Source organism: Nocardia sp. NPDC004604 (genome assembly GCF_040609795.1).
In the GTDB taxonomy this organism is placed as follows: domain Bacteria; phylum Actinomycetota; class Actinomycetes; order Mycobacteriales; family Mycobacteriaceae; genus Nocardia.
In genome coordinates, this window is the sequence record NZ_JBEXLC010000060.1 from 21500 (window position 1) to 42176 (window position 20677).

Consider the following 20677-nt stretch of genomic DNA (forward strand, 5'->3'; position numbering starts at 1 on the left):
CATCGCCGGAAAAAGAGCAAGGCCCCGGTCGACTACGGCATCGTCTTAGTAGGTGCTGCCGTGATCGCCGGGGCTCTCCTGCTGGTCCGCTGGTTGTGGGCTAGCTAACCCATCAGGTGGGGCGTCGCTCACAAATGCGTCCCACCGCCCAGCGTCACTCGCGTGACAGCTCAACTGTACGGCCTGGGCCCGATCAGGTCCACTGAATCGGGGATCGTCGCCCTGAGTACCCGCCCCGATACGGTCACTCGGTAGACGCGGCGACCGAATCCTCGGCGGAGTTACCCGGCCGCGCGAGCAGCAAATAGGCGGCTCCAGAGAGCAGGAAGCCGACGAAGAAGGTGATATCGCCGAGGTCCGGTAGCTCGCGAACCGCGTAGCCGGTGAACTTGGCTTGGTTGGAAAACAACAATACGGAGATGACCAGACCGATCAGGAATGCTGCCACACCACCCCAATTGGTGTAGGAGCGGTTGTACAGCAGACCGTCGAGTTTGCGGCCGCGTCGCAGGTATTGGTCGGCGAACATGACGCCGAGCCAGGGACCGATCCAGTACGCGACGACGAGCAGAAACGCCTCGTAACTGGCCGCCGCGTCGGGCAGTGCCCACCACGCGACCAGAAGTCCGATAGCGCCGAACGCGATCGATACAACGGCCCGCTGGGTACGCAGCGGCAACTTGACACCAATTGTCACGAAAGCCATTGCACCCGAATACACATTGAGCGCATTGGCGGCGACGGCCCCGATGGCGATCGCCAACAATGTCAGATCGGCAAGCGCCGTAGGCAGATTCGCTGTGAAGATATCGGTCGGACTGCCGACAACCGTGCTGGCGATGGTCGCCGAGGCGGCACCGAGCACCGACAGCCACAGGCAGGAGACGAACAATCCGGCCGCCGCGTATCCGCCCGTCGCGACCTTCGACACCGTGGCGGGCAGATAGCGAGAGTAGTCCGCCGCGTACGGATTCCAGCCACCCGCGTACCCGAATGCGGTGCCGACGGTGAGCAGGAACCCGCCGATACCGCCCACGCCACCGGACGGCGCCGCGGCACCGAGGTCGGCCTTGGTGAAGATCACGACCGTCACGATCAGGAACACCATGGCCAGCACCGGGAACACGATCCGCTCGAACGCGTGCACCAGATTGTGACCGAAGACGGCAAATCCGGTCTGCGCCACCACGATCAGCACCAGTGCGGCGAGTTTGGGCATCCCGATCAGTGTGCTCAGCGCGAACGCACCGCTGACGCTATTGGTAGCGAACCAGCCGACGCCGCACATGATCGACATGAACGCCGCGGGCAGCGCGTTGCCGTGATAGCCGAATGCCGTGCGGCCCAACACCATTTGCGGCACACCGAATAGTGGGCCACGCGCGGACAATACGTAATGTGCAGCCGCGCCGAGTCCGACGCCGACTGCCAGCCCGAGTCCGGCTTGCCAGAAGTTCATGCCGAAGGCGGTCACCGACAGCACACCGATGAAGATGGTGGCGAACTCCAGGTTCGGTGAGGTCCAGGTCCAAAAGAGTTGGCGCGGGGTGCCGTGCCGCGCGTCGTCGGGAATATATTCGTTGCCGCCCGGTTCCACCGCGATGACGCGATCGGCGTATTCGGAGGCCAGCGGCGTGTCATCGGTCAATGCCATCCCTGAACACTGGTTGCTGACCGGGTTCCGGACAACCGACGAATCGTACGCCAGCGCGAGCTTCGCTGCGGACAGTTCGTCGCGACGTCAGTGCACTGTGCTGGTTTGGTTGCTCCAGTTCGGTGATGGGGCCAGAAATCGGCCGGTGTCCGCGACGAATATGCTGCGGGCGGTGGTGTCGCCACGGAGTTCGGCCAGCAACCAGGCGGTCGGATAGCCCAGGTATCCGTACACCCCGGTGGTGCACGAGAAGGAAGCTCGAGTGCAGTCCGGTTGGCCCTGAATATCGTTGTGGTTCAACCCGTTCAGCGTGCCCCATGCCTTCGGCACGGTCGCCGCCTCGTAATACGCCCGATTCGACTGCAACCCGCTGGACTCCCACGGCCGTAGCTGATCCGACGGCGAAATGAATGCATCCGCCGAGCCGTTCACCAAGAACAGCGAACCCGAACTCAGGCTCCGAGTGTCGGCACAGGTGCCCGAGCACCAGATCCGGGCGGGCAATTCGAACGGAATCACGGTCTTGATCGCCCCGGCCGAATTGATCATCGCGTTGAGTACACCGTTTGCGCCTTGAGAATGGCCCAGCGCGCCGACCGCCGTCGGGTCCAGCTTTCCGAAGAATGCGCTCGACGGATCCCGTGCCCGGTCCAGCAGATAGGTCAGCGACGAGAGTATGTCGACCCCGGACCCGGTCTGCCGATTTTCCGTCGCGATCACGACGAATCCCCACGACGCCAAATGCCGCAGCAGATGGCCGTATTGGCTCGGCACCGCATCGGTGCCGTTGCCCCACACCACGATCGGATGCCGAGTAGCACCGAGATCGCTCGGGTACCAGATGTCGTACTCGGCCCCCGTCGAATCACAACAACCGAATCCGATCTCTTCGGTGACCTCCGAGGGGCCCGCCTGGAAGTACATCGATTCGACTCCGTCGGCAGGCGTATAGGCCGCCGGATCCGCCTGCGCGCTACCACCCGTCGCGAGCCAGCCGATCAACAGCACCGATACCGCCGCACGGACCACCCGGCCCCAGCGATTCATGTGCCGAAGTATAGGGACCGCTCGAGCCGAAATCCGGTTGGGGCAAGGACCGTCGGCATCCGCCTGATGTCGGCCTGCCTGCTGGTCGCGGATCGCCAGCTCACGGGCGATGCCTTGCCGCGCGGTTGCTGTGGCGGGTGAGTGCCGAGAGCGCGCACGCAGGACGTAGGCTCGAACACTGTGCCGAACACGCCTGTACCCACCGATGACCAGTCGGAACACGACTCCGATGCGCGACCAGCCAGCGATCCGAACTACCTGGTCGGGCTCGATCTCAATGGGCGGCGTGTGGTCGTGGTCGGTGGCGGGACGGTGGCGCAGCGCAGGCTCGGGTTGCTGATCGCTTCCGGGGCGGATGTGCATGTGGTCAGTCGCGAAGTCACCCCGGCGGTAGAGGGGATGGCGACATCGGGGCAGCTCACGCTGACCTTGCGTGCCTATGCCGATGGCGATCTGGATGGCGCCTGGTACGCGATCGCCTGCACCGATGAACCGGAGACCAATGCCGCGGTGGTCGAGGAGGCCACCCGGCGGCGGATCTTCTGTGTGCGCGCAGACAGTGCTCGGCTCGGCACCGCGGTGACTCCCGCGACCGCCAGGCACGACGGCCTCACCCTCGGGGTGCTGGCCGGTGGCCAGCATCGGCGCTCCGCGGCGGTGCGCAATGCGCTGCTGGAGGCGCTGCAATCAGGTGTGGTGACCGATGATTCGACGCCGATCACCCCGGGCGTCGCGCTGGTCGGCGGCGGTCCCGGCGATCCGGATCTGATCACGGTGCGCGGCCGCCGCCTGCTCGCGCGCGCGAATCTCGTTGTCGCCGACCGGCTCGCACCGCCGGAGCTGCTGGCCGAACTCGGTCCCGATGTCGAGGTGATCGATGCGGCGAAGATTCCGTACGGGCGGGCCATGGCGCAGGAGGCGATCAATTCCGCGCTGATCGAGGGTGCGAAGGCGGGCAAATTCGTGGTGCGGCTCAAGGGTGGCGACCCGTATGTCTTCGGCCGTGGCTATGAGGAACTCGAGGCCTGCGTCGAGGCGGGCGTTCCGGTGACCGTGGTGCCGGGTATCACCAGCCCCATCTCCGTCCCCGCCGCCGCGGGCATCCCGGTGACCCATCGCGGCGTCACCCATGAGTTCGTCGTGGTGAGCGGCCATGTCGCACCCGACCACCCGGATTCGCTGGTCGACTGGCCCGCCCTGGCCCGGCTGCGCGGCACGATCGTGCTGATGATGGCGGTCGAGCGCATCGAACAATTCGCGACCGCGCTGATCGAGGGCGGCCGCCCCGCCGACACCCCGGCCACCGTCATCCAGGAGGGGACCCTGCGCACCCAGCGCGTCCTGCGCGCCGACCTCGGCACCGTCGCCGCCCGCGTCCGCGAGGAGGGCATCCGCCCGCCCGCGATCGTCGTCATCGGCCCCACGGCAGGTTTTTCGGCCGATCCCGTCGAGCCGAGCGCCGCGTCGTCGGCCGAGTAGCACAGACCATTGGGGCTTGTCACAAGGCCCAGCGGCTTCCGCTATGACTGCGCGAATCGCACCCGCGCGGGCGCGGAGGTGAGACCGGTATCAATTACAGTGGCTCACCGTGCTCGATAATCCCGCGGCGACGATGAAGTATCCGGTGACGGAGCGGGCCTTCGGGCTCGCGATTCTGGTGTTGAGCGGGTTGCAGCTGATGGTTGTGCTCGACGGCACGGTGGTGATCTTCGCCCTGCCGCGGCTGCAGCAGGAGATGGGGATGACCAGCGCTGGGGCTGCGTGGACGGTGACCTCGTACGGACTGACCTTCGCCGGTCTCATGCTGCTCGGCGGGCGACTCGGCGATGCGTTCGGGCGTAAGCGGATGCTGATGGTCGGCGTCGGATTGTTCACGGTCGCGTCGCTGCTCTGCGGACTCGCGCAGAGTCAGGCCATGCTGATCGCGGCGCGCGCGGTGCAGGGTGCGGGTGCCGCGATCGCGGCGCCGACGGCTTTCGCGCTGGTGGCGACGACCTTCGCGCCCGGAAAGGCGCGCAATCAGGCAGTGGCGATCGTCGGCTCGATGGTCGGAATCGGATCGGTCGGCGGTCTGGTGGTCGGCGGTGCACTGACCCAGTTGTCCTGGCGCTGGATCTTCCTGATCAATGTGCCGATCGGCACATTGATCATCATCGGTGCGCTGTTCCAGCTCGCCGACACCGAACACCATCGGTCCCCACTCGATATCCGCGGCGCGGTGCTCGGCACCCTGGCCTGCGCCTCGATCGTCTTCGGCGCGACCGAAGGGCCGGAAATGGGCTGGGGCAGTCCGGCGATCATCGGCGCGCTGGTGGCGGGTGTGGTGCTGCTCATCGTCTTCGTGGTCGTGGAGCGCACCGTCGACGATCCACTGCTGCCGTGGTCGCTGTTCGACAGCCGCGATCGGGTCACCACCTTCGCGCTGATCTTCCTGGCCGGTGGTGTGCTCGGCGCGATGACGTTCTTTGTCGCGCAGTTTCTGCAGAATGTGCTCGGCTACGGCCCGCTGGTGGCCGGTGTCGCCTCGATTCCGTTCACGATCGGGATCGGCGTCGGCGGCGCGCTGGCCTCCAAGGCGGCGTTGGTCGTCGCACCGCGCTGGCTGCTGTGCGGCTCTGCGTTCGTGTTATCGGCCGGGCTGCTGGTCGGTTCGCAGCTCGATGGCGGTGTGAGCTACCTGACCCTCCTGCTGCCGCTATTGATTGTGATCGGTTTCGGCGTCGGTGTCGCGATGGTGCTCGCGCCGCTGTGCGTGCTGGTCGGTGTGCCGCCCTCGGATATCGGTCCGCTGTCCGCGGTGGGCCAGATGTTCATGAATTTGGCGACGCCGGTATTCATCGGGCTGCTGACGCCGATCGCGGCCTCGCGCACGATGTCGATGGGCGGGCGCACCGGAAAGGCGGCGGATATGAACGAGGCCGAGATCTTTGCACTCGGCAGCGGGTACACGCTGGTTCTAGCGGTCTGCTCACTCGTCGCGGTCGCGGCTGGCTTCATCGCCCTGATGCTGCGTTTCACGCCGACACAACTGGCCGAGGCACAGCATGCACAGGAGGAATCGCAGCGGACCGGGTCCATGCCGGTCATTCCGCGGACCGGGCCGATTCCGGTCATCCGTCGGTCCTGACTACAGTGGCTGACTGTGCCAGACAATCCCGCGGCGACGCGTTATCCGGTGACGCGGCGGGCGTTCGGACTCGCAATTCTGGTGCTGAGCGGGTTGCAGCTGATGGTCGTGCTCGACGGCACGGTGGTGATTCTCGCGCTGCCCCGACTACAGGACGAACTGGGATTATCGAGTTCGGGTAGCGCCTGGATGGTCACCGCATACGGCCTGCCCTTCGCAGGTCTGATGTTGCTCGGCGGCCGGATCGGTGACTCGTTCGGCCGCAAGCCCATGTTCATCGCCGGGGTCGCGCTGTTCACGCTGGCCTCACTGCTGTGCGGACTCGCGCAGAACGATGGGATGCTGATCGCGGCCCGCGCGATCCAGGGCACCGGTGCGGCGCTCGCGGCCCCGACGGCCCTGGCCTTGGTGGCCACCACCTTCGCGCCAGGCCGGGAGCGCAATCAGGCAATCGCGATCTTCGGCTCCATGATGGCGGTCGGCTCGGTCGGCGGTTTGGTGATCGGCGGCGCGCTGACCGAGGCGAGTTGGCGGTGGATATTCCTGATCAATGTGCCGATCGGGGTGATGATCTTGTGGGGTGCGCTGTTCCAACTGCGCGATACTGCCCACCATCGACTACCCCTGGACGTGCGCGGTGCGGTGCTCGGCACGGCGGCGTGCGCGTCCTTGGTATTCGGTGCAACCGAGGGACCCGAATTCGGCTGGGACAGCCCGATCATCATCGGCTCGCTGGTCGCCGGTGTGGTGCTGCTGATCTGCTTCATCCTCGCCGAGCGGTGGGTCCGCAATCCGCTATTGCCCTGGTCGCTGTTCGATCATCGCGACCGCAACGCGACCTTCGGTGCGATCCTGCTGGCCAGCGGAGTGCTCGGCGCGACAACCTATTTCGCGGGTCTGTTCGTCCAGAATGCCGTCGGATACAGCCCGCTGGTCGCCGGGCTCGCCTTTATTCCGTTCACCATCGGCGCGGGTATGGGTACCGCGCTCGCCTCGAAACTGGCGATGACCGTGGCGCCGCGCTGGCTATTGAGCGGTGCCGCGGCGATCATGGTCGCCGGATTGCTGTTCGGCTCGACCCTGGACCGCGGCGTGCGGTACCTGCCGACGCTGCTGGTGCTGTTCATCGTCATCGGATTCGGCATCGGCGTGGCGGTGGTGATGGTCCCGCTGTGCGTGCTGGTCGGCGTGCCGCCGAGGAATATCGGACCGCTGACGGCGGTCGGCCAGATGTTCATGAATCTGGGCACACCGGTCGCGATCGGACTGCTCGCACCGATCGCCGCCACCCGCACGCTGTCACTCGGTGGCACCACCGGCAAACCCTCCGACATGACCTCGACCCAACTCGATGCCCTCGGCAGCGGTTACACGCTGGTACTTTTCGTCGCCGCGTTCGGCGCGCTGCTCGTCGGTCTGGTCGCGCTGACCTTGCGATACACCGCAGCGGAGGTGGGGCAGGCGCAGCATGCTCAGGAGGCGGCCAAGCAGGGGTGATCCGCTCGGCCGTCGGCTCACAGGCGGCCGGCGACCTTGCGCGGGGTGACCCGGACGATCACGCGGGGTCCGTCATTGACGGAGGCGGGGTTGAATTCGACGTACGGGAGTCCGTGGTAGTGGTTCGACAGCTCGTTCGGGAGTGCCTTGTCCGGATCGGGCGTCAGGGTGGCGGTGCCGCGAATCTCCGCGTACACATACGGGTTCTCCGGCGGATTGATCATGACGGTGATCCGCGGGTCGCGGGCGAGGTTCTTGCCCTGCTGGCGATCCACGGTGGTGGAGAACAGCAAGTCGTCGCCGTCGCGCTTGAGCCAGATGACAGTCAGATGCGGTTGTCCGTTCGGCCCGATCGTGGCCGCGGTCACATACACCTTGGCCTCGTCCAGATACTTCTTCAACTCATCGGAAAGCACAGCACTGGTCATGCGGGAGTGAAACGTCCTGCCGATCAAGAACATTCCCGATCCGATCGGCCGGACGCGCGCTAGGTATTGTCGGATCAGGCCGCAGCGGCGAGGCCCGGGCCGCTTCCGAATAATCTGCTCAGTCCACGTGCCCGTCGGCAATTGAAAGCACCTGGTCGAGGATCGCCAGCCCCTCCTTCGCCTCCGCCTCGCCGATGACGCACGGCGGGACCACATGCAGCCGATTGAAATTGACGAACAGCAGCAGGCCCGCTGCCTTCGCCGCGGCGACCGTCGCCGACATCGCGGTGCTGGTGCCGCCATAGGGGGCCAGCGGTTCGCGAGTTCGCCTGTCCCGCACCAGTTCCAGCGCCCAGAACACGCCCGCACCGCGCACATCACCGATGCTGGGATGGCGTTCGGCGAGTTCGTGCAGACCCGGACCGAGGACTCGCTCACCGATATCGGCGGCATTCTCCACGATTCGCTCGTCGCGCATCGCGTTGATGGTGGCGACCGCGGCCGCCGTCGCCAACGGATGACCCGAATAGGTCAGCCCGCCCGGGTAGGGGCGATCATCGAAGCTCGCCGCGATGGCCGGACTGATCGCGACACCGCCGAGCGGCACATAACCGGAGTTCACCCCCTTGGCGAAGGTCACCAGATCGGGGACGACACCGTCGAAATGCGCTATGGCGAACCACTTTCCGGTGCGACCGAAACCCGACATCACCTCATCGGCGATGAAGACGATGCCGTACTTATCGCACAGCTCCCGCACACCCGCCATATATCCGGGCGGTGGCACCATGATTCCCGCGGTGCCGGGGATGGATTCGAGCACGATCGCGGCGATCGTATCCGGCCCCTCGAATGCGATGGTCTGCTCGAGATGCGCCAAAGCGCGTTCGGCTTCCTCGGGTTCGGTGCTCGCGTGGAATTGCGACCGGTACAGGAAGGGGCCGAAGAAGTGGACGACCCCGCTATTGCCGTGGTCATTGGGCCAGCGTCGCGGGTCGCCGGTGAGGTTGATCGCGGTCTCGGTGCCGCCGTGATAGGAGCGGTAGCGCGCGAGCACCTTGTAACGCCCGGTATGCAGGCGCGCCATCCGGACCGCATGCTCGACGGCATCGGCGCCGCCATTGGTGAAGAAGATCTTGTTCAGCTCGCCCGGGGTCCGCTCGGCAATGAGCCGGGCGGCCTCGGAGCGGGCGTCGTTGACGTGCTGCGGTCCCACGGTGCACAGTTTGGCGGCCTGTTCCTGTACCGCGGCAACGACTTTCGAATGCTGGTGACCGATATTGGTGTTCACCAGCTGCGAGGAGAAATCGAGCAGGCGGTTGCCATCGCCATCCCAGACGTAGCAGCCCTGGGCCGCGGTGATGGTCATCGGCGTCAGCTGTGCCTGCGCGGACCAGGAGTGGAATACGTGGCGACGGTCGAGCTCGTAGGCGCGCGCGGCGGCCCGCCTGGCATCCTCGGCTGTCAATCCATTCGGGAGGGTCATCGGCGAGTTCTCCTGCGTGAGTCGAGGACCGGCTACTTGTTCTGCGGGAACCCGAGTTCGAGTCCGCCGTGGCTCGGATCGAGCCAGCGCGTCGTCACGGCCTTGGCCCTGGTGAAGAAGTGCACGCCCTCGGTGCCGTGCGCGTGCGAATCGCCGAACAGCGAGTTCTTCCAGCCGCCGAAGCTGTAGTAGGCCATCGGAACCGGAATCGGCACATTGATGCCGACCATCCCGACCTCCACCTCGTTGTGGAAGCGCCGGGCCGCGCCGCCGTCATTGGTGAAGATCGCGGTGCCGTTGCCGTAGGGGTTGTCGTTGATCAGGGCCAGCGCCTCGTCGTAGCTGTCGACACGCACGACCGACAGCACCGGGCCGAAGATCTCGTCGGTGTAGACACTCATCTCGGTGCCGACGTGATCGAGAATCGTTGGCCCGAGCCAGAATCCGTCCGCCTCCCCGTCGGCCCGAACACCGCGTCCGTCGAGAACGACAGTGGCACCGGCGGAATCGCCCGCATCAATATAGGCGGCGACGCGATCGCGGTGCTCACGGGTCACCAGCGGGCCCATATCGGTATCGCGGGTGCCATCGCCGGTCTTGATGGTCTTGGCGCGCTCGGTGATCTTGGCGACCAGTTCGTCGCCGACCGCGCCGACCGCGAGCACCACGCTGATCGCCATACAACGCTCACCCGCGGAGCCGAATCCGGCGTTCACTGCGGCGTCGGCGGCCAGATTCAGGTCGGCGTCGGGCAGCACGACCATATGGTTCTTGGCGCCGCCGAGCGCCTGTACGCGCTTGCCATTGGCGGTGCCGCGCTGGTAGACGTACTTCGCGATCGGTGTCGAGCCGACGAATGAGACGGCCTTGATATTCGGATTGTCGAGCAGTTCGTCGACCGCGACCTTATCGCCCTGCAGCACATTGAAAACCCCTGCGGGCAAACCGGCCTCGTGCCACAGCTCGGCCAGCCACAGCGAAGAGGATGGATCCTTCTCACTCGGCTTGAGCACCACGGTATTGCCGGCGGCAATCGCGATCGGGAAGAACCACATCGGCACCATCGCCGGGAAGTTGAACGGTGATATCACCGCGACCGGACCGAGCGGCTGGCGGATCGAGAAGATATCCACCTTTGTCGATGCATTCTCGGTGAATCCGCCCTTCACCAAATGTGGGATACCGCAGGCGAATTCGACCACCTCGAGGCCGCGGGTCACCTCGCCGAGCGCATCGGAGCGCACCTTGCCGTGCTCGGCGGTGATCAGCTCGGCGAGTTCTTCCTTGCGTTCATTGAGCAGTTCGCGGAACCGGAACAGGATCTGGGTGCGCCGCGCCAGCGAGGTATCGCGCCAGTCCGGAAACGCCGCCTTGGCCGATTCGATCACCGCCCTGGCATCCTCGACACCGGCCAGCGCGACCTGCCCGGTCACCACCCCGGTCGCCGGATTCGTCACCGGCGCGGACGCCGAACTCGTGCCGGCAAAGGGCTTGCCGTCGAGCCAATGCGCGATTGTCTGCATATCTCCTCGATTCGTCCGTGAGCGTTGTGGGTGTCGTCGACCGCTGAGTGTTGGGTGCCGATGCACCGTTGTCCCCGGCTGGTCACCGGGATCCGGGATGCGCCGTGGGCGGTGCTGTGCGGTGCTTTGATCGGATCCCAGGGTTCGCCGGGGTGGGGGTCATCTGGTTGTGTCTGCCAGGCTTGACGGGGTCGGGCTGGCGGTGGACACGCGCTCGTCGCTCGGTGGTTGGCGGCCGGTGCTGATGGCCGTCGGTCGTCGGTTGGTGGTGGTTGATGATTGGTGGTTGTCGGCTATTAGCGGTTGGCAGTCGGTGGTCGGCGGTGGCCGTTGCCGTTGCCGTTCAGCGGTGTGCCGGTGGTGACGGTGTCGGATGCTGTTGTGGTCCCAACTCTGCACTATGGACCGGCCATATCGACCCAACGATCTGTACGTGATTTCGGATTTGGTTTTACAATTTGTAGGTGCTTCTCTCCGTTGCTGATGTGCTGGCCATGCCGGTCGTGCGCGCGGGCGAGCCGCAGGTCGTCGGTGGAGGATCGCTGGATCGGCCGGTGCGGTGGGTGCACGTCAGTGACCTGCCGGATGTCGCCGAACTGCTGGTCGGCGGGGAACTGATGCTGACCACGGGCTTGGCACTGACCGATGGTGACGAATCGACGGTCGCCTATCTGCGGTCGCTGGCCGCGGCGGGGGTGGCCGGGCTGGTTGTGGAACTCGGCGATGCTGTGCCGGAGTTGCCACGGGTGGTCGTGGAGCTGGCCGATGAACTCGAGCTGCCGGTGGTCGCGCTGCATCGGGTCACCCGATTCGTGGAGATCACCGAGGCGGTGCACCGGGTCATCGTGGCCGACCAGTACGCCGAACTGGAGTTCGCGCGCACCGTGCACGAGACGTTCACCGAGTTGAGTGTGCGCCGGGCCTCGCTGGCCGAGATCGTCAAAACCGCCGCGGACATGCTCGATTCCTCGGTGGTGCTGGAAGATCTGGCGCACCGGGTACTCGCGCTCACCGCCCGGCATGCCAGTACCTCGACGATCCTGGAGAACTGGGAGACCACCTCGCGACTCTGGCCCGACGGGTGGGATGTGGTCGCGGTCGGCCCGCATACCCAGCGATGGGGTCGGCTGATTCTGCGATCGAGTCGGGTCCCGACGCCGCGGGCGCGCATGGTGCTGGAGCGCGCGGCCCAGACGCTGACGCTGCACCGGATGATCGACAAGGACCGCTTCGGCCTGCATCGGCAGGCGCAGACCGGACTCATCGACGATATGGTCAATGGCCGCGTACTCGACGAGCGCGATGCGCAGGCCAGGGCGGCCGCGCTGGGTCTGCTGACCCGCCGGGTGAACTACGTTCCGCTCGCGGTAGCCGTCGCCGCCCTCGCCGAAGCCGACCAGGTCGCCAGGCAGCGCCGCAGTGCGGGCGTGCTCGACGCGGTGACCCACGGACTCGGACTGTCGAGGGCGACCGCATTGACCGCGGCCGAGCACGGCGATCGGGTCGCCATGGTGCTCGCGGTTGTGCGCAGCGCCGATCTGGACGACACGCTCCGTGCCGTATGCACGGCGATCACCGCCGAGGTGCGGCGGGTGGACGGGGTGCACCGCGTGGTCATCGGCGTTGGCGCCGAGGGGGATTCGCTGCTCGATACCGCGCGTGAGTTGGCGCACGCGTCGCATGTCGCCGAGGTCGCGCTGTCGCTGGAGTCGTCGGTATCCGATTTGCCGCGCTCACGGGGCACTGCGGGGGCACGCTCCGCTATCGCCTCGGGGCCTGTCGCTCGCGTGGCAGAGCCGCGGCCGTTCTATCGCAGCGGCGATATCCGATTGCGCGGACTGCTCTCGCTGATCCGCAATGAACCCGGTGTGCAGAGTTTCGCCGAAACGGAGCTGAGTGCGTTGCTGCGCTACGACATTCATCATGCGGCGGATCTGACGCGCACGCTGCGGCAGTTCCTCGATGTGGCGGGCAATAAAACCGAACTCGCCAAGCGGCTCAATATCAGCAGACCGACCCTCTACGATCGGCTCGCCCGCATCGAGCGAATTCTCGACGTCGACCTCGAGGACGGTGAATCCCGCACCTCGCTGCATACCGCGCTGCTCATTCGCGACCTGTCCGCCGACGCCGACATGCTCTAGCCGAACCGGAATTCCCTCTACAATTAGCCACTTCTCGCCTAGCGCAGCCGCCCCGCTGTCGAACGCTCGAGGAATGACAGCGCCTCTGCTGGAAAGAGTTCGCGCGGAAGCACTCGCAGGCCCAGCTCACCGGATACCGCCACGGTGTGCTCCTGGATCCGAATCCGCTTGATCCGATCGTAGGGGTAGGTCACGGACTCGACGGCGGTCGTCAACTCCAGACCGTCGCTCAGGTACCGGAGCTGCAGCCCTTCTGCACCGCGATGATCTGATTCAGCTTCGTCATCTCTACTCCCCGGGCGCACTCGTACGCCGTCACTTTCCCTGTGCGGCGCCTCTTTTCGAATTTCCCCGCCGCTCGCGGCAACAGTGCAGACCGCTCGTCCGGTGCGCATCCGAGTTTTCGCCTCGGATCGCGCGGACTGGGGGCCGCGTGGACTGGTTGACTGCGTGGACTGGTTGGACTGGCTAGTCGTGTGGAGTGGCTGATCGCGTGGAGCAGCTGGTCGTGTGGAGTGGCTCGCCGGCTGGACCGGCTGACTGTGTGTCCGGTGGTGCGTGACGGGAACATCCATGGGTGCGAGACGGTTGGGACCGGGCATGACGACGCTTGGATTGATCGGTAGCGGCAATATCGGGGGCACGCTGGCGCGGTTGGCCGTCGTGGGCGGACTCGATGTGGTGGTCAGCAATTCACGCGGGCCGGAGACGTTGGCGGAGTTGGTGGCCGAACTCGGGCCGACGGCACGTGCCACCACCGCCGCGGAGGCCGCTGCGGCAGGCGACATCGTGGTGGTCACGGTGCCACTGAAGAACTATCGTCAGGTCCCGGTCGATCCGCTGGCGGGCAAGGTCGTCATCGACACCAACAACTACTACCCGGACCGCGACGGCACCTTCCCCGAACTCGAGGACGCAACCGCCACCAGCAGCGAACTGCTCCAGCGCCATCTGCCGACGTCCAAGGTCGTCAAGGCCTTCAACAACATCTTCTATCCGCACCTGGCCGCACTCGCGCGCCCCTCCGATGCCGCCGACCGCTCGACTCTCCCCATCGCAGGCGACGATGCCGACGCCAAAAAGTCCGCCGCCGAACTCCTCGACGCCCTCGGCTACGACACCGTCGATGTCGGCCCCCTGACCGAGAGCTGGCGCTTCCAGGTCAACACCCCCGCCTACGGCGACCCCTACGCGTCGGCCCTCCCCTTCTGGGAGCACCCTGCCGCCCCCGCGTCCCCCGAAAAGATCCGCACTGCCCTCGCCGCCGCCCAACGCTAGCGAGCGGATTTATCCACAGCCTGCGAGTTGTCCACATTTCGCGGATCGGGGCTTTTGGCGGCATGGTCCGCTCGGGAGCATTGTGGGGTGGACTTACCGAAAACGATCTCCCGGCAGGCCGCGCTTCAGGCCGGCGTCGCCGGTCGTGAACTGCGCGGACGATCCTGGCACCGGATTTGTCGCGGGCACTATGTCAATACCGGTGATGTCGGCGAACTCAATGCCGCACAACGGCATTCGGTGCTTACCGGCGCGGTCGCCGCGGGCGCGAGTTCCGCCGCGGTTGTCAGCCATGTCTCCGCGGCGGTCGCCCATGGGCTGCCGGTGTGGTTCGTACCACTGACGCGAGTTCACCTGACCCGCAACCGAAAGACCGGGGCACGCATCGGTCCCCGAGTCGTGGTGCATGCAGCGTCGACGGAACCGGACGAGATCGTGCGGATCGGCGACCTGCGGGTGACGGCGGTGGCGCGCACGATCATCGATCTGGCCCGCACCGTACCTTTCGAACAGGCAGTAGTAATAGGTGATGCCGCACTGCGTCTCGGCCGAACATCCCGTGCCGAACTCGCTGAGCAACTGATGCGGTCCAGCGGACGTCCCGGCTGTCCGGCGGCCCGTCGAGTCATCGAATTCCTGGACGGGCGGGCCGAGAGTCCGGGCGAATCCCGCAGTCGGGTTGCGCTGCACACCTGCGGCCTCCCGATGCCGGAACTGCAGCCCACCATCCTGGATGTGCGGGGAACCGCCGTGTCCAGAGTCGACTTCCTGTTCCCAACACTCGGTGTCGTCGGCGAATTCGACGAAATGGCCCAGCGCCGCAACAACATTCACCCATCAGCGGAATCGGTCGCCGAGAAAGTCCGCGACGACGCGCTGCGCGCCCTCGGGTGGATAGTGGTCCGCTGGTGCTGGCGCGACCTCGATAACTCGGAACCTTGGCTGACGCGCCTGACCCGAGCCGCCGACCTGGCCCGCCGGATCCGCCGAACCGGTTCCTGGCTGGCCGCCGAAAGCATCTAGGCGGTGATGATGAGGAGTTCGGTGGGAGAGGCTATTTCGGTGCGGAGGCCGGATTTGGTGGCGATGCGGGCGACGGCGCGGATGTCGGTGGGGTCGGCGCGGGTGAGGACGAGGGCACGGGCGAGCAAGCCCTTGTGGTGTTTGTTGAAGTGGCTGACCACGGTTCGCGAGCCGTCGGGGTGTTCGGTGAGGACATTGGCGGTGATGGCGTCGGGGACGCGGCCGAGCTGCTGGTAGGTGCCCGAACGCAGATCGATGACGAGTTCGCCCGCGGCCTCGGCGTGCAAGGCGTCGGGCAGGACATCGCGCCAGATGGCGGAAAGGGTCGACAGGCCGGGGAGTTTGGCACCGCCGGAGAGACGGTAGGCCGGGATGAGGTCGTCCGCGCGCACAGCGCCGAACAGTGCCGAGCCGATACCGAGGCGCGCATAGGCCTTGGCGCGTTGCACCTTGGTGAAGGAGCCGGCATCGAGAGCGTCGTAGAGGACGCCGGTGTAGCGCTCCAGCGCGGGCCGGGTCGCGGAGCTGCGCAACGCCGCATTGCGAGCGATTTCGGTATCGGCCCCCTTGCCGAGGCCGAGTACCGCACGCGCGGCGTCCGGGTCGGCGGCCAGCTTGACGACCTCGTCGATGAGCCGATCGCGCACAGCCGTGAGCTGGGGCATCGCCAGCGACTCCAGCTCTAGCGGTCCGCCGGTTCCACCGTCGGACTTGGTTTCGGAAGGGGGCAGCAGGACCAGCACGACCGGATACGGTACCGGCGCGCAGACGAGTGTCAGCGAGCGAGCCATGAACTCAGTGCGTGTCGGTGTCGGTGGAGTCGGGTGTTGGGGAGGCGGATCCGTGAGTGAGTGCTGGCGAGCGTGCCATGTGCACGGTGTGCGGCGGAGTCGGGTGTCGGCGAGGCGGTGCGGTGAGTGAGTGTCGGCGAGCGTGCCATGAATGCGGTGTGCGCGCCGGAGTCGGGTGTCGGCGAGCGTGCCATGAATGAAGTGCGCGCCGGTGTGCGGTGGAGTCGGGTGTCGGCGAAGCGGAGCGGTGCGCGGTCAGGGCTCGGAGGCGGTTGCCTGCGCAACGACGGACCCCGCTCGCGCCGAAATGGGCCGATGCCTTGCAGACATCGCTCGGCCAGCGACTACCCTGTCGTCCGTGATCACCCGCCTCTCCCACCTGTTCCTGCGTACCCTGCGCGACGATCCCGCCGACGCCGAGGTGCCCAGTCACAAACTCCTCGTCCGTGCCGGATATGTGCGGCGCATCGCCCCGGGCGTGTACTCGTGGCTACCGCTGGGCCTGCGGGTGCTGCGGCGGGTCGAGGAGGTCGTGCGGGAGGAGATGAACGCCATCGGCGCGCAGGAGATCTCGCTGCCCGCCCTGCTGCCGCGCGATCCGTACGAGACCACCAACCGGTGGACCGAATACGGCGACGGCCTGTTCCGGCTGCAGGACCGCAAGGGCGCCGACTATCTGCTCGGCCCCACCCACGAGGAGCTGTTCGCGCTCACCGTGAAGGGTGAATACAGCTCGTACAAGGATCTCCCGGTCACGCTGTACCAGATCCAGACGAAGTACCGTGATGAGGAGCGTCCCCGCGCCGGCATCCTGCGCGGGCGCGAATTCATCATGAAGGACTCCTACTCCTTCGACCTGGACGAGGACGGGCTCAAGGCCAGCTACAGCGCACACCGCGAGGCCTACCAGCGCATTTTCAACCGGCTCGAGGTCAAGTACGTCATCGTCGCGGCCACCTCGGGCGCGATGGGCGGCAGTGCGTCGGAGGAATTCCTCGCCGACAGTCCGGTCGGCGAGGACACCTACGTGGTGTGCCGGGAGTCCGGATACGCGGCAAATGTGGAAGCAGTGGTCACGCCCGCTGCCGAATCGAGGCCGATCGAGGGTCTGCCCGCCGCGGTCGTACACGACACCCCGAACACCCCGACCATCGCGACCTTGGTGGATTGGGCCAATGGCACGGGCATCGCCGACCGTCCCATCACCGCCGCCGACACCTTGAAGAACATCATGGTGAAGCTGCGCCATCCGGACGGTAAGACCGAACTGCTCGGCATCGGCATTCCCGGCGACCGCGAGATCGACGACAAGCGCCTCGGCGCTTCGGTCGAACCCGCCGAGGTGGAACTGCTCACCGAGGCCGATTTCGCCGCCAACCCGTTCCTGGTGAAGGGCTATATCGGCCCGAAGGCGCTGCAGGCCAATGGTGTTCGCTACCTGGTCGACCCGCGCATCGGCACCGGCACCAGCTGGATCACCGGCGCCGACGAGCCCGGCAAACATGTCGTCGGCTTGGTCGCTGGTCGCGACTTCACCCCCGACGGCACCATCGAGGCCGCCGAGGTGCGCGATGGCGATCCCTCGCCTGACGGCCGTGGCGTCCTGGTATCGGCGCGCGGCATCGAGATCGGCCACATCTTCCAGCTCGGCAACAAGTACACCGACGCGTTCGAGGTGGACGTGCTCGGCGAGAACGGCAAGCCGGTGCGGCTCACCATGGGCTCCTACGGCGTCGGGGTCTCGCGCATGGTCGCGGTCATCGCCGAACAGCAGCACGATGAGAAGGGCCTGCGCTGGCCGCGCGAGGTCGCGCCGTTCGACGTGCACGTGGTCATCGCCAATAAGGACGACTCCTCGCGCGAGGGTGGCGAACAGGTCGCGGCGCTGTTGGATGCGGCCGGAGTCGAGGTCGTGCTCGACGACCGCAAGGCATCGCCCGGTGTGAAGTTCAAGGATTCCGAGCTGATCGGTGTTCCGCTGATCGTGGTCGTCGGTCGCGGCTGGGCCGAAGGCAAGGTCGAGATTCGCGATCGCTTCACCGGGGAGTCCATCGAGGTCCCCGCCGATGCGGTGGTCGAATCGGTGCTCGCGCAGGTGCGCGGCGAACGATAGGTCCGCCTTCGGCAACCGATAGCGAAGCCCGGGCGACTGCGGCAATGCTGATGATGACAGCAGCCGGGGTCGTCCGGGCTTCTCATATCCGCCCTGACCTACGGTTCCGTAGGCACGATTCGTGGCCAGCGGTATTGCCGGACCCACTCCAGGCTGCTGTTACCCGCTGGTAAGTTAACAGCATGACGAGTACCGACGCGTTGTTGTTCAACCCCGCCACCTATGACCCGAAGCAGTTCGACGCCGAGACGCGGCGGCTGTTGAAGGCGACCATCGAGTGGTTCGAATCGCGGGGTAAGCGGCAGTTGCTGGCCGATGATGCCGATGCGGTGTGGGTGTCGGATTTCCTCGAGTTCGTCAAGAAGGAGAAGCTGTTCGCGACCTTCCTGACGCCCGCCGCCTACGCCGACGGCGATGAGAACCGGCGCTGGGACGGTGCGCGCAATGCGGCGCTGTCGGAGATCTTCGGGTTCTACGGGTTGGCGTACTGGTACGCCGAACAGGTCACCATCCTTGGCCTCGGCCCGATCTGGCAGAGCGATAACGAGGCCGCCAAGAAGCGCGCCGCCGCCGATCTCGTCGACGGTCAGGTGATGGCGTTCGGCCTGTCCGAGCGTGACCACGGTGCCGACATCTACAACACCGATCTGATCCTGACGCCGACCGAACCGGGCAGCGCGGACGCCGAAGCCGGAATTCTCTTCCGCGCCAACGGCGTCAAGTACTACATCGGCAATGGCAATGTCGCATCGATGGTGTCGGTGTTCTCCCGTCGCGCCGATATCGACGGCGCGGACGGCTATGTCTGGTTCGCCGCCGACAGTCGCCACGACAACTATGAACTCATCGACAATGTCATCCACGGCCAGTTGTATGTGAGCACCTTCGCGCTGCACGACTACCCGGTGACCGCCGCCGATATCCTGTCCACCGGTCCCGAGGCCTTCTCCGCCGCGCTGAACACCGTGAACGTCGGCAAGTTCAACCTGTGCCACGGCAGCATCGGCATGGTCGAGCACTCGTTCTACGAGGCCATCACGCACTCCAACAACCGCATTCTCTACGGCCAGGCCGTCACCGAATTCCCGCATGTGCGAACGAATTTCGTGGATGCCTACGCGCGCATCGTCGCGATGAAGCTGTTCAGCGACCGCGCCGTCGACTACTTCCGCAGCGCCAGCCTCGAGGACCGGCGCTATCTGCTGTTCAACCCGATGACGAAGTCCAAGGTGACCTCCGAGGGCGAGACCGTAATGACGCTGCTGCTGGATGTGCTGGCCGCCAAGGGATTCGAGAAGAACACCTACTTCGCCCAGGTCGCCCGCTATATCGGCACGCTGCCCCGGCTGGAGGGCACGGTGCATGTCAATGTCGGCCAGATCCTGAAGTTCATGCCGAACTACCTGTTCAACCCGAAGGACTACCCGGAGATCGGCACTCGGCACGACGCAGCCGACGACGAGTTCTTCTTCCGGCAGGGCCCGGCTCGCGGCGCGGGCAAGGTGCAGTTCGCCGACTGGACCACGGTCTACGACAAGCACACCGATGTACCGAACGTCGCCCGCTTCTACGAGCAGGCCCAGGCCCTACGCACCCTGCTGACCACCGCCGCGCCCGATGCCGGCCAGCAGCAGGACCTGGACTTCATGCTGACCATCGGCCACCTGTTCGCCCTGGTGGTCTACGGTCAGCTGATCCTGGAGCAGGCCGCCATCACCGGCCTGGACCGCGACGTGCTCGACCAGATCTTCGACTTCCAGATCCGCGACTTCAACGGCTACGCCACCACCCTCTACGGCAAGCCCTCCGCCACCCCCGGCCAACAGGCCTGGGCCGCCTCCTCCCTGCGTCCCCCGGTAACCGACCGCCCCCGCTTCGACCGCATCTGGACCCAGGTCGCCGCCTGCGACGGCACCTACGAAATGCGCCCATAACCCCACATTCCTCGCCCAACTGCGGTAGGCCGCGCCTGGCTCGGTATGACGTGCCCAGCGTGGCCTGCCGCGTCAGGTGTGGTTGTCGAGTCTGCTTCGGCCTGCCGCGTCTGGCGAATTGGTGCGTGGCGCTGGGAGAGTGTGTCAGGCCTTGCCTGGGAAGGCGGTGGTGGGCGGGTTGGTGCCGAGGATTGATTGCCAGGTGGCCAGGCGGACGGCGCATTCGGTGAGGGCGTCGACGGCCATCCGGCGGATGGGGTCCGAAGTGCTGTTTTCGACGACCGAGCGCCAGGCGACGGCGGTGTCGGTTTCCACCGTGACGGCCAGATTCGCGGCTGGGATCGGGTCGTTCACCGGGAACGGTGTGGCATAGGCCGCGTCGGGCGGCGGTGCCGCCACTCCGGCCAACTGCAGCGCATCGATGGCGGTGTCGCGGCGGGCGCGATGGGCGGCGGTGTCCTGGGCGACCAACCGGGTTCGCTCGGCGGCGGCATAGGCCGCGATCACCCCATAGGCGTATACCGCCGAGTATTCGGCGCGCAATGCGTCGAGCAAGGCGTGGCGTTCGGCTTCGGTCATCTGCTCATCTCTGCCTGAGGAGGTGAGCCGTGCGCAAAGCGGGCAGCAGCTCG

General features: G+C 66.2%; 16 protein-coding genes. 8 read left to right on the plus strand and 8 right to left on the minus strand.

The features are described from left to right. Positions 1-244: 244 nt before the first annotated feature. Both ABZW16_RS22025 and ABZW16_RS22030 read right to left on the minus strand, forming a co-directional pair. A complete protein-coding gene (locus tag ABZW16_RS22025) occupies positions 245-1654 on the minus strand; it encodes a cytosine permease (protein WP_354957818.1) in 1410 nt (469 codons plus the stop codon). Positions 1655-1741: 87 nt separating this feature from the next. Next, entirely contained in the window at positions 1742-2701 is a 960-nt protein-coding gene (locus tag ABZW16_RS22030; protein WP_354957820.1) for a hypothetical protein, read from the minus strand. A gap of 258 nt (positions 2702-2959) precedes the next feature. Here ABZW16_RS22030 and cobA point away from each other — a divergent pair, with 258 nt between their 5' ends. From cobA to ABZW16_RS22045, 3 genes are all read left to right on the plus strand, one after another. Beyond that, complete coding sequence (cobA, locus tag ABZW16_RS22035; RefSeq protein WP_354957844.1) at positions 2960-4180, plus strand: uroporphyrinogen-III C-methyltransferase; 1221 nt, start codon at positions 2960-2962, stop codon at positions 4178-4180. A gap of 133 nt (positions 4181-4313) precedes the next feature. Then, positions 4314-5828, plus strand: coding sequence for an MFS transporter (locus ABZW16_RS22040; protein WP_354957845.1), 1515 nt, complete (start codon positions 4314-4316; stop codon positions 5826-5828). Between the two features lie 15 nt (positions 5829-5843). Continuing rightward, on the plus strand, positions 5844-7325 hold the full coding sequence (locus ABZW16_RS22045; protein WP_354957821.1) for an MFS transporter: 1482 nt from the start codon (positions 5844-5846) through the stop codon (positions 7323-7325). Between the two features lie 17 nt (positions 7326-7342). On the opposite strand, the gene ABZW16_RS22050 is transcribed toward ABZW16_RS22045, so the two are convergent. The 3 genes from ABZW16_RS22050 to ABZW16_RS22060 form a co-directional block, all read right to left on the minus strand. Continuing rightward, the gene (locus tag ABZW16_RS22050) at positions 7343-7753 is read right to left on the minus strand and encodes a PPOX class F420-dependent oxidoreductase (protein WP_354957822.1); all 411 of its coding nucleotides are present in this window, start codon (positions 7751-7753) and stop codon (positions 7343-7345) included. A 118-nt stretch (positions 7754-7871) separates the two neighbouring features. Continuing rightward, the gene (locus tag ABZW16_RS22055; protein WP_354957823.1) at positions 7872-9239 is read right to left on the minus strand and encodes an aspartate aminotransferase family protein; all 1368 of its coding nucleotides are present in this window, start codon (positions 9237-9239) and stop codon (positions 7872-7874) included. A 32-nt stretch (positions 9240-9271) separates the two neighbouring features. Continuing rightward, entirely contained in the window at positions 9272-10762 is a 1491-nt protein-coding gene (locus ABZW16_RS22060) for a CoA-acylating methylmalonate-semialdehyde dehydrogenase (RefSeq protein WP_354957824.1), read from the minus strand. 464 nt (positions 10763-11226) lie between these two features. On the opposite strand from ABZW16_RS22060, the gene ABZW16_RS22065 reads away from it, so the two are divergent. Next, the gene (locus ABZW16_RS22065) at positions 11227-12906 is read left to right on the plus strand and encodes a PucR family transcriptional regulator (protein WP_354957825.1); all 1680 of its coding nucleotides are present in this window, start codon (positions 11227-11229) and stop codon (positions 12904-12906) included. Positions 12907-12944: 38 nt separating this feature from the next. Here the strand turns inward: ABZW16_RS22065 and ABZW16_RS22070 are convergent, their stop codons facing one another. After that, entirely contained in the window at positions 12945-13121 is a 177-nt protein-coding gene (locus ABZW16_RS22070) for a hypothetical protein (RefSeq protein WP_354957826.1), read from the minus strand. Positions 13122-13506: 385 nt separating this feature from the next. Between ABZW16_RS22070 and ABZW16_RS22075 the strand changes: the two genes are divergently transcribed. Both ABZW16_RS22075 and ABZW16_RS22080 read left to right on the plus strand, forming a co-directional pair. Further along, positions 13507-14184, plus strand: coding sequence for an NADPH-dependent F420 reductase (locus tag ABZW16_RS22075; protein WP_354957827.1), 678 nt, complete (start codon positions 13507-13509; stop codon positions 14182-14184). Positions 14185-14271: 87 nt separating this feature from the next. After that, entirely contained in the window at positions 14272-15207 is a 936-nt protein-coding gene (locus ABZW16_RS22080; RefSeq protein ID WP_354957828.1) for a hypothetical protein, read from the plus strand. Here the strand turns inward: ABZW16_RS22080 and yaaA are convergent. Continuing rightward, positions 15204-15950 (minus strand): peroxide stress protein YaaA, encoded by a 747-nt coding sequence (gene yaaA, locus ABZW16_RS22085; RefSeq protein ID WP_354957846.1) that lies wholly within the window; start codon positions 15948-15950, stop codon positions 15204-15206. The genes ABZW16_RS22080 and yaaA overlap by 4 nt on opposite strands. Positions 15951-16356: 406 nt before the next feature. On the opposite strand from yaaA, the gene ABZW16_RS22090 reads away from it, so the two are divergent. Further along, positions 16357-18111: a proline--tRNA ligase gene (locus ABZW16_RS22090; protein WP_354957829.1), complete on the plus strand. Its 1755-nt coding sequence runs from the start codon at positions 16357-16359 to the stop codon at positions 18109-18111. Positions 18112-18293: 182 nt separating this feature from the next. After that, entirely contained in the window at positions 18294-20045 is a 1752-nt protein-coding gene (locus tag ABZW16_RS22095; protein WP_354957830.1) for an acyl-CoA dehydrogenase family protein, read from the plus strand. A gap of 144 nt (positions 20046-20189) precedes the next feature. Here the strand turns inward: ABZW16_RS22095 and ABZW16_RS22100 are convergent, their stop codons facing one another. Further along, positions 20190-20624 (minus strand): ferritin-like domain-containing protein, encoded by a 435-nt coding sequence (locus ABZW16_RS22100; RefSeq protein ID WP_354957831.1) that lies wholly within the window; start codon positions 20622-20624, stop codon positions 20190-20192. Positions 20625-20677: the final 53 nt, after the last annotated feature.

Bases quoted from the DNA above. Each gene is read 5' to 3' on its own strand.
- ABZW16_RS22025 (WP_354957818.1), bottom strand. From the start codon at position 1,654: ATGGCATTGACCGATGACACGCCGCTGGCCTCCGAATACGCCGATCGC.
- ABZW16_RS22030 (WP_354957820.1), bottom strand. From the start codon at position 2,701: ATGAATCGCTGGGGCCGGGTGGTCCGTGCGGCGGTATCGGTGCTGTTG.
- ABZW16_RS22040 (WP_354957845.1), top strand. From the start codon at position 4,314: ATGAAGTATCCGGTGACGGAGCGGGCCTTCGGGCTCGCGATTCTGGTG.
- ABZW16_RS22050 (WP_354957822.1), bottom strand. From the start codon at position 7,753: ATGACCAGTGCTGTGCTTTCCGATGAGTTGAAGAAGTATCTGGACGAG.
- ABZW16_RS22055 (WP_354957823.1), bottom strand. From the start codon at position 9,239: ATGACCCTCCCGAATGGATTGACAGCCGAGGATGCCAGGCGGGCCGCC.
- ABZW16_RS22060 (WP_354957824.1), bottom strand. From the start codon at position 10,762: ATGCAGACAATCGCGCATTGGCTCGACGGCAAGCCCTTTGCCGGCACG.
- ABZW16_RS22075 (WP_354957827.1), top strand. From the start codon at position 13,507: ATGACGACGCTTGGATTGATCGGTAGCGGCAATATCGGGGGCACGCTG.
- ABZW16_RS22095 (WP_354957830.1), top strand. From the start codon at position 18,294: ATGACGAGTACCGACGCGTTGTTGTTCAACCCCGCCACCTATGACCCG.
- ABZW16_RS22100 (WP_354957831.1), bottom strand. From the start codon at position 20,624: ATGACCGAAGCCGAACGCCACGCCTTGCTCGACGCATTGCGCGCCGAA.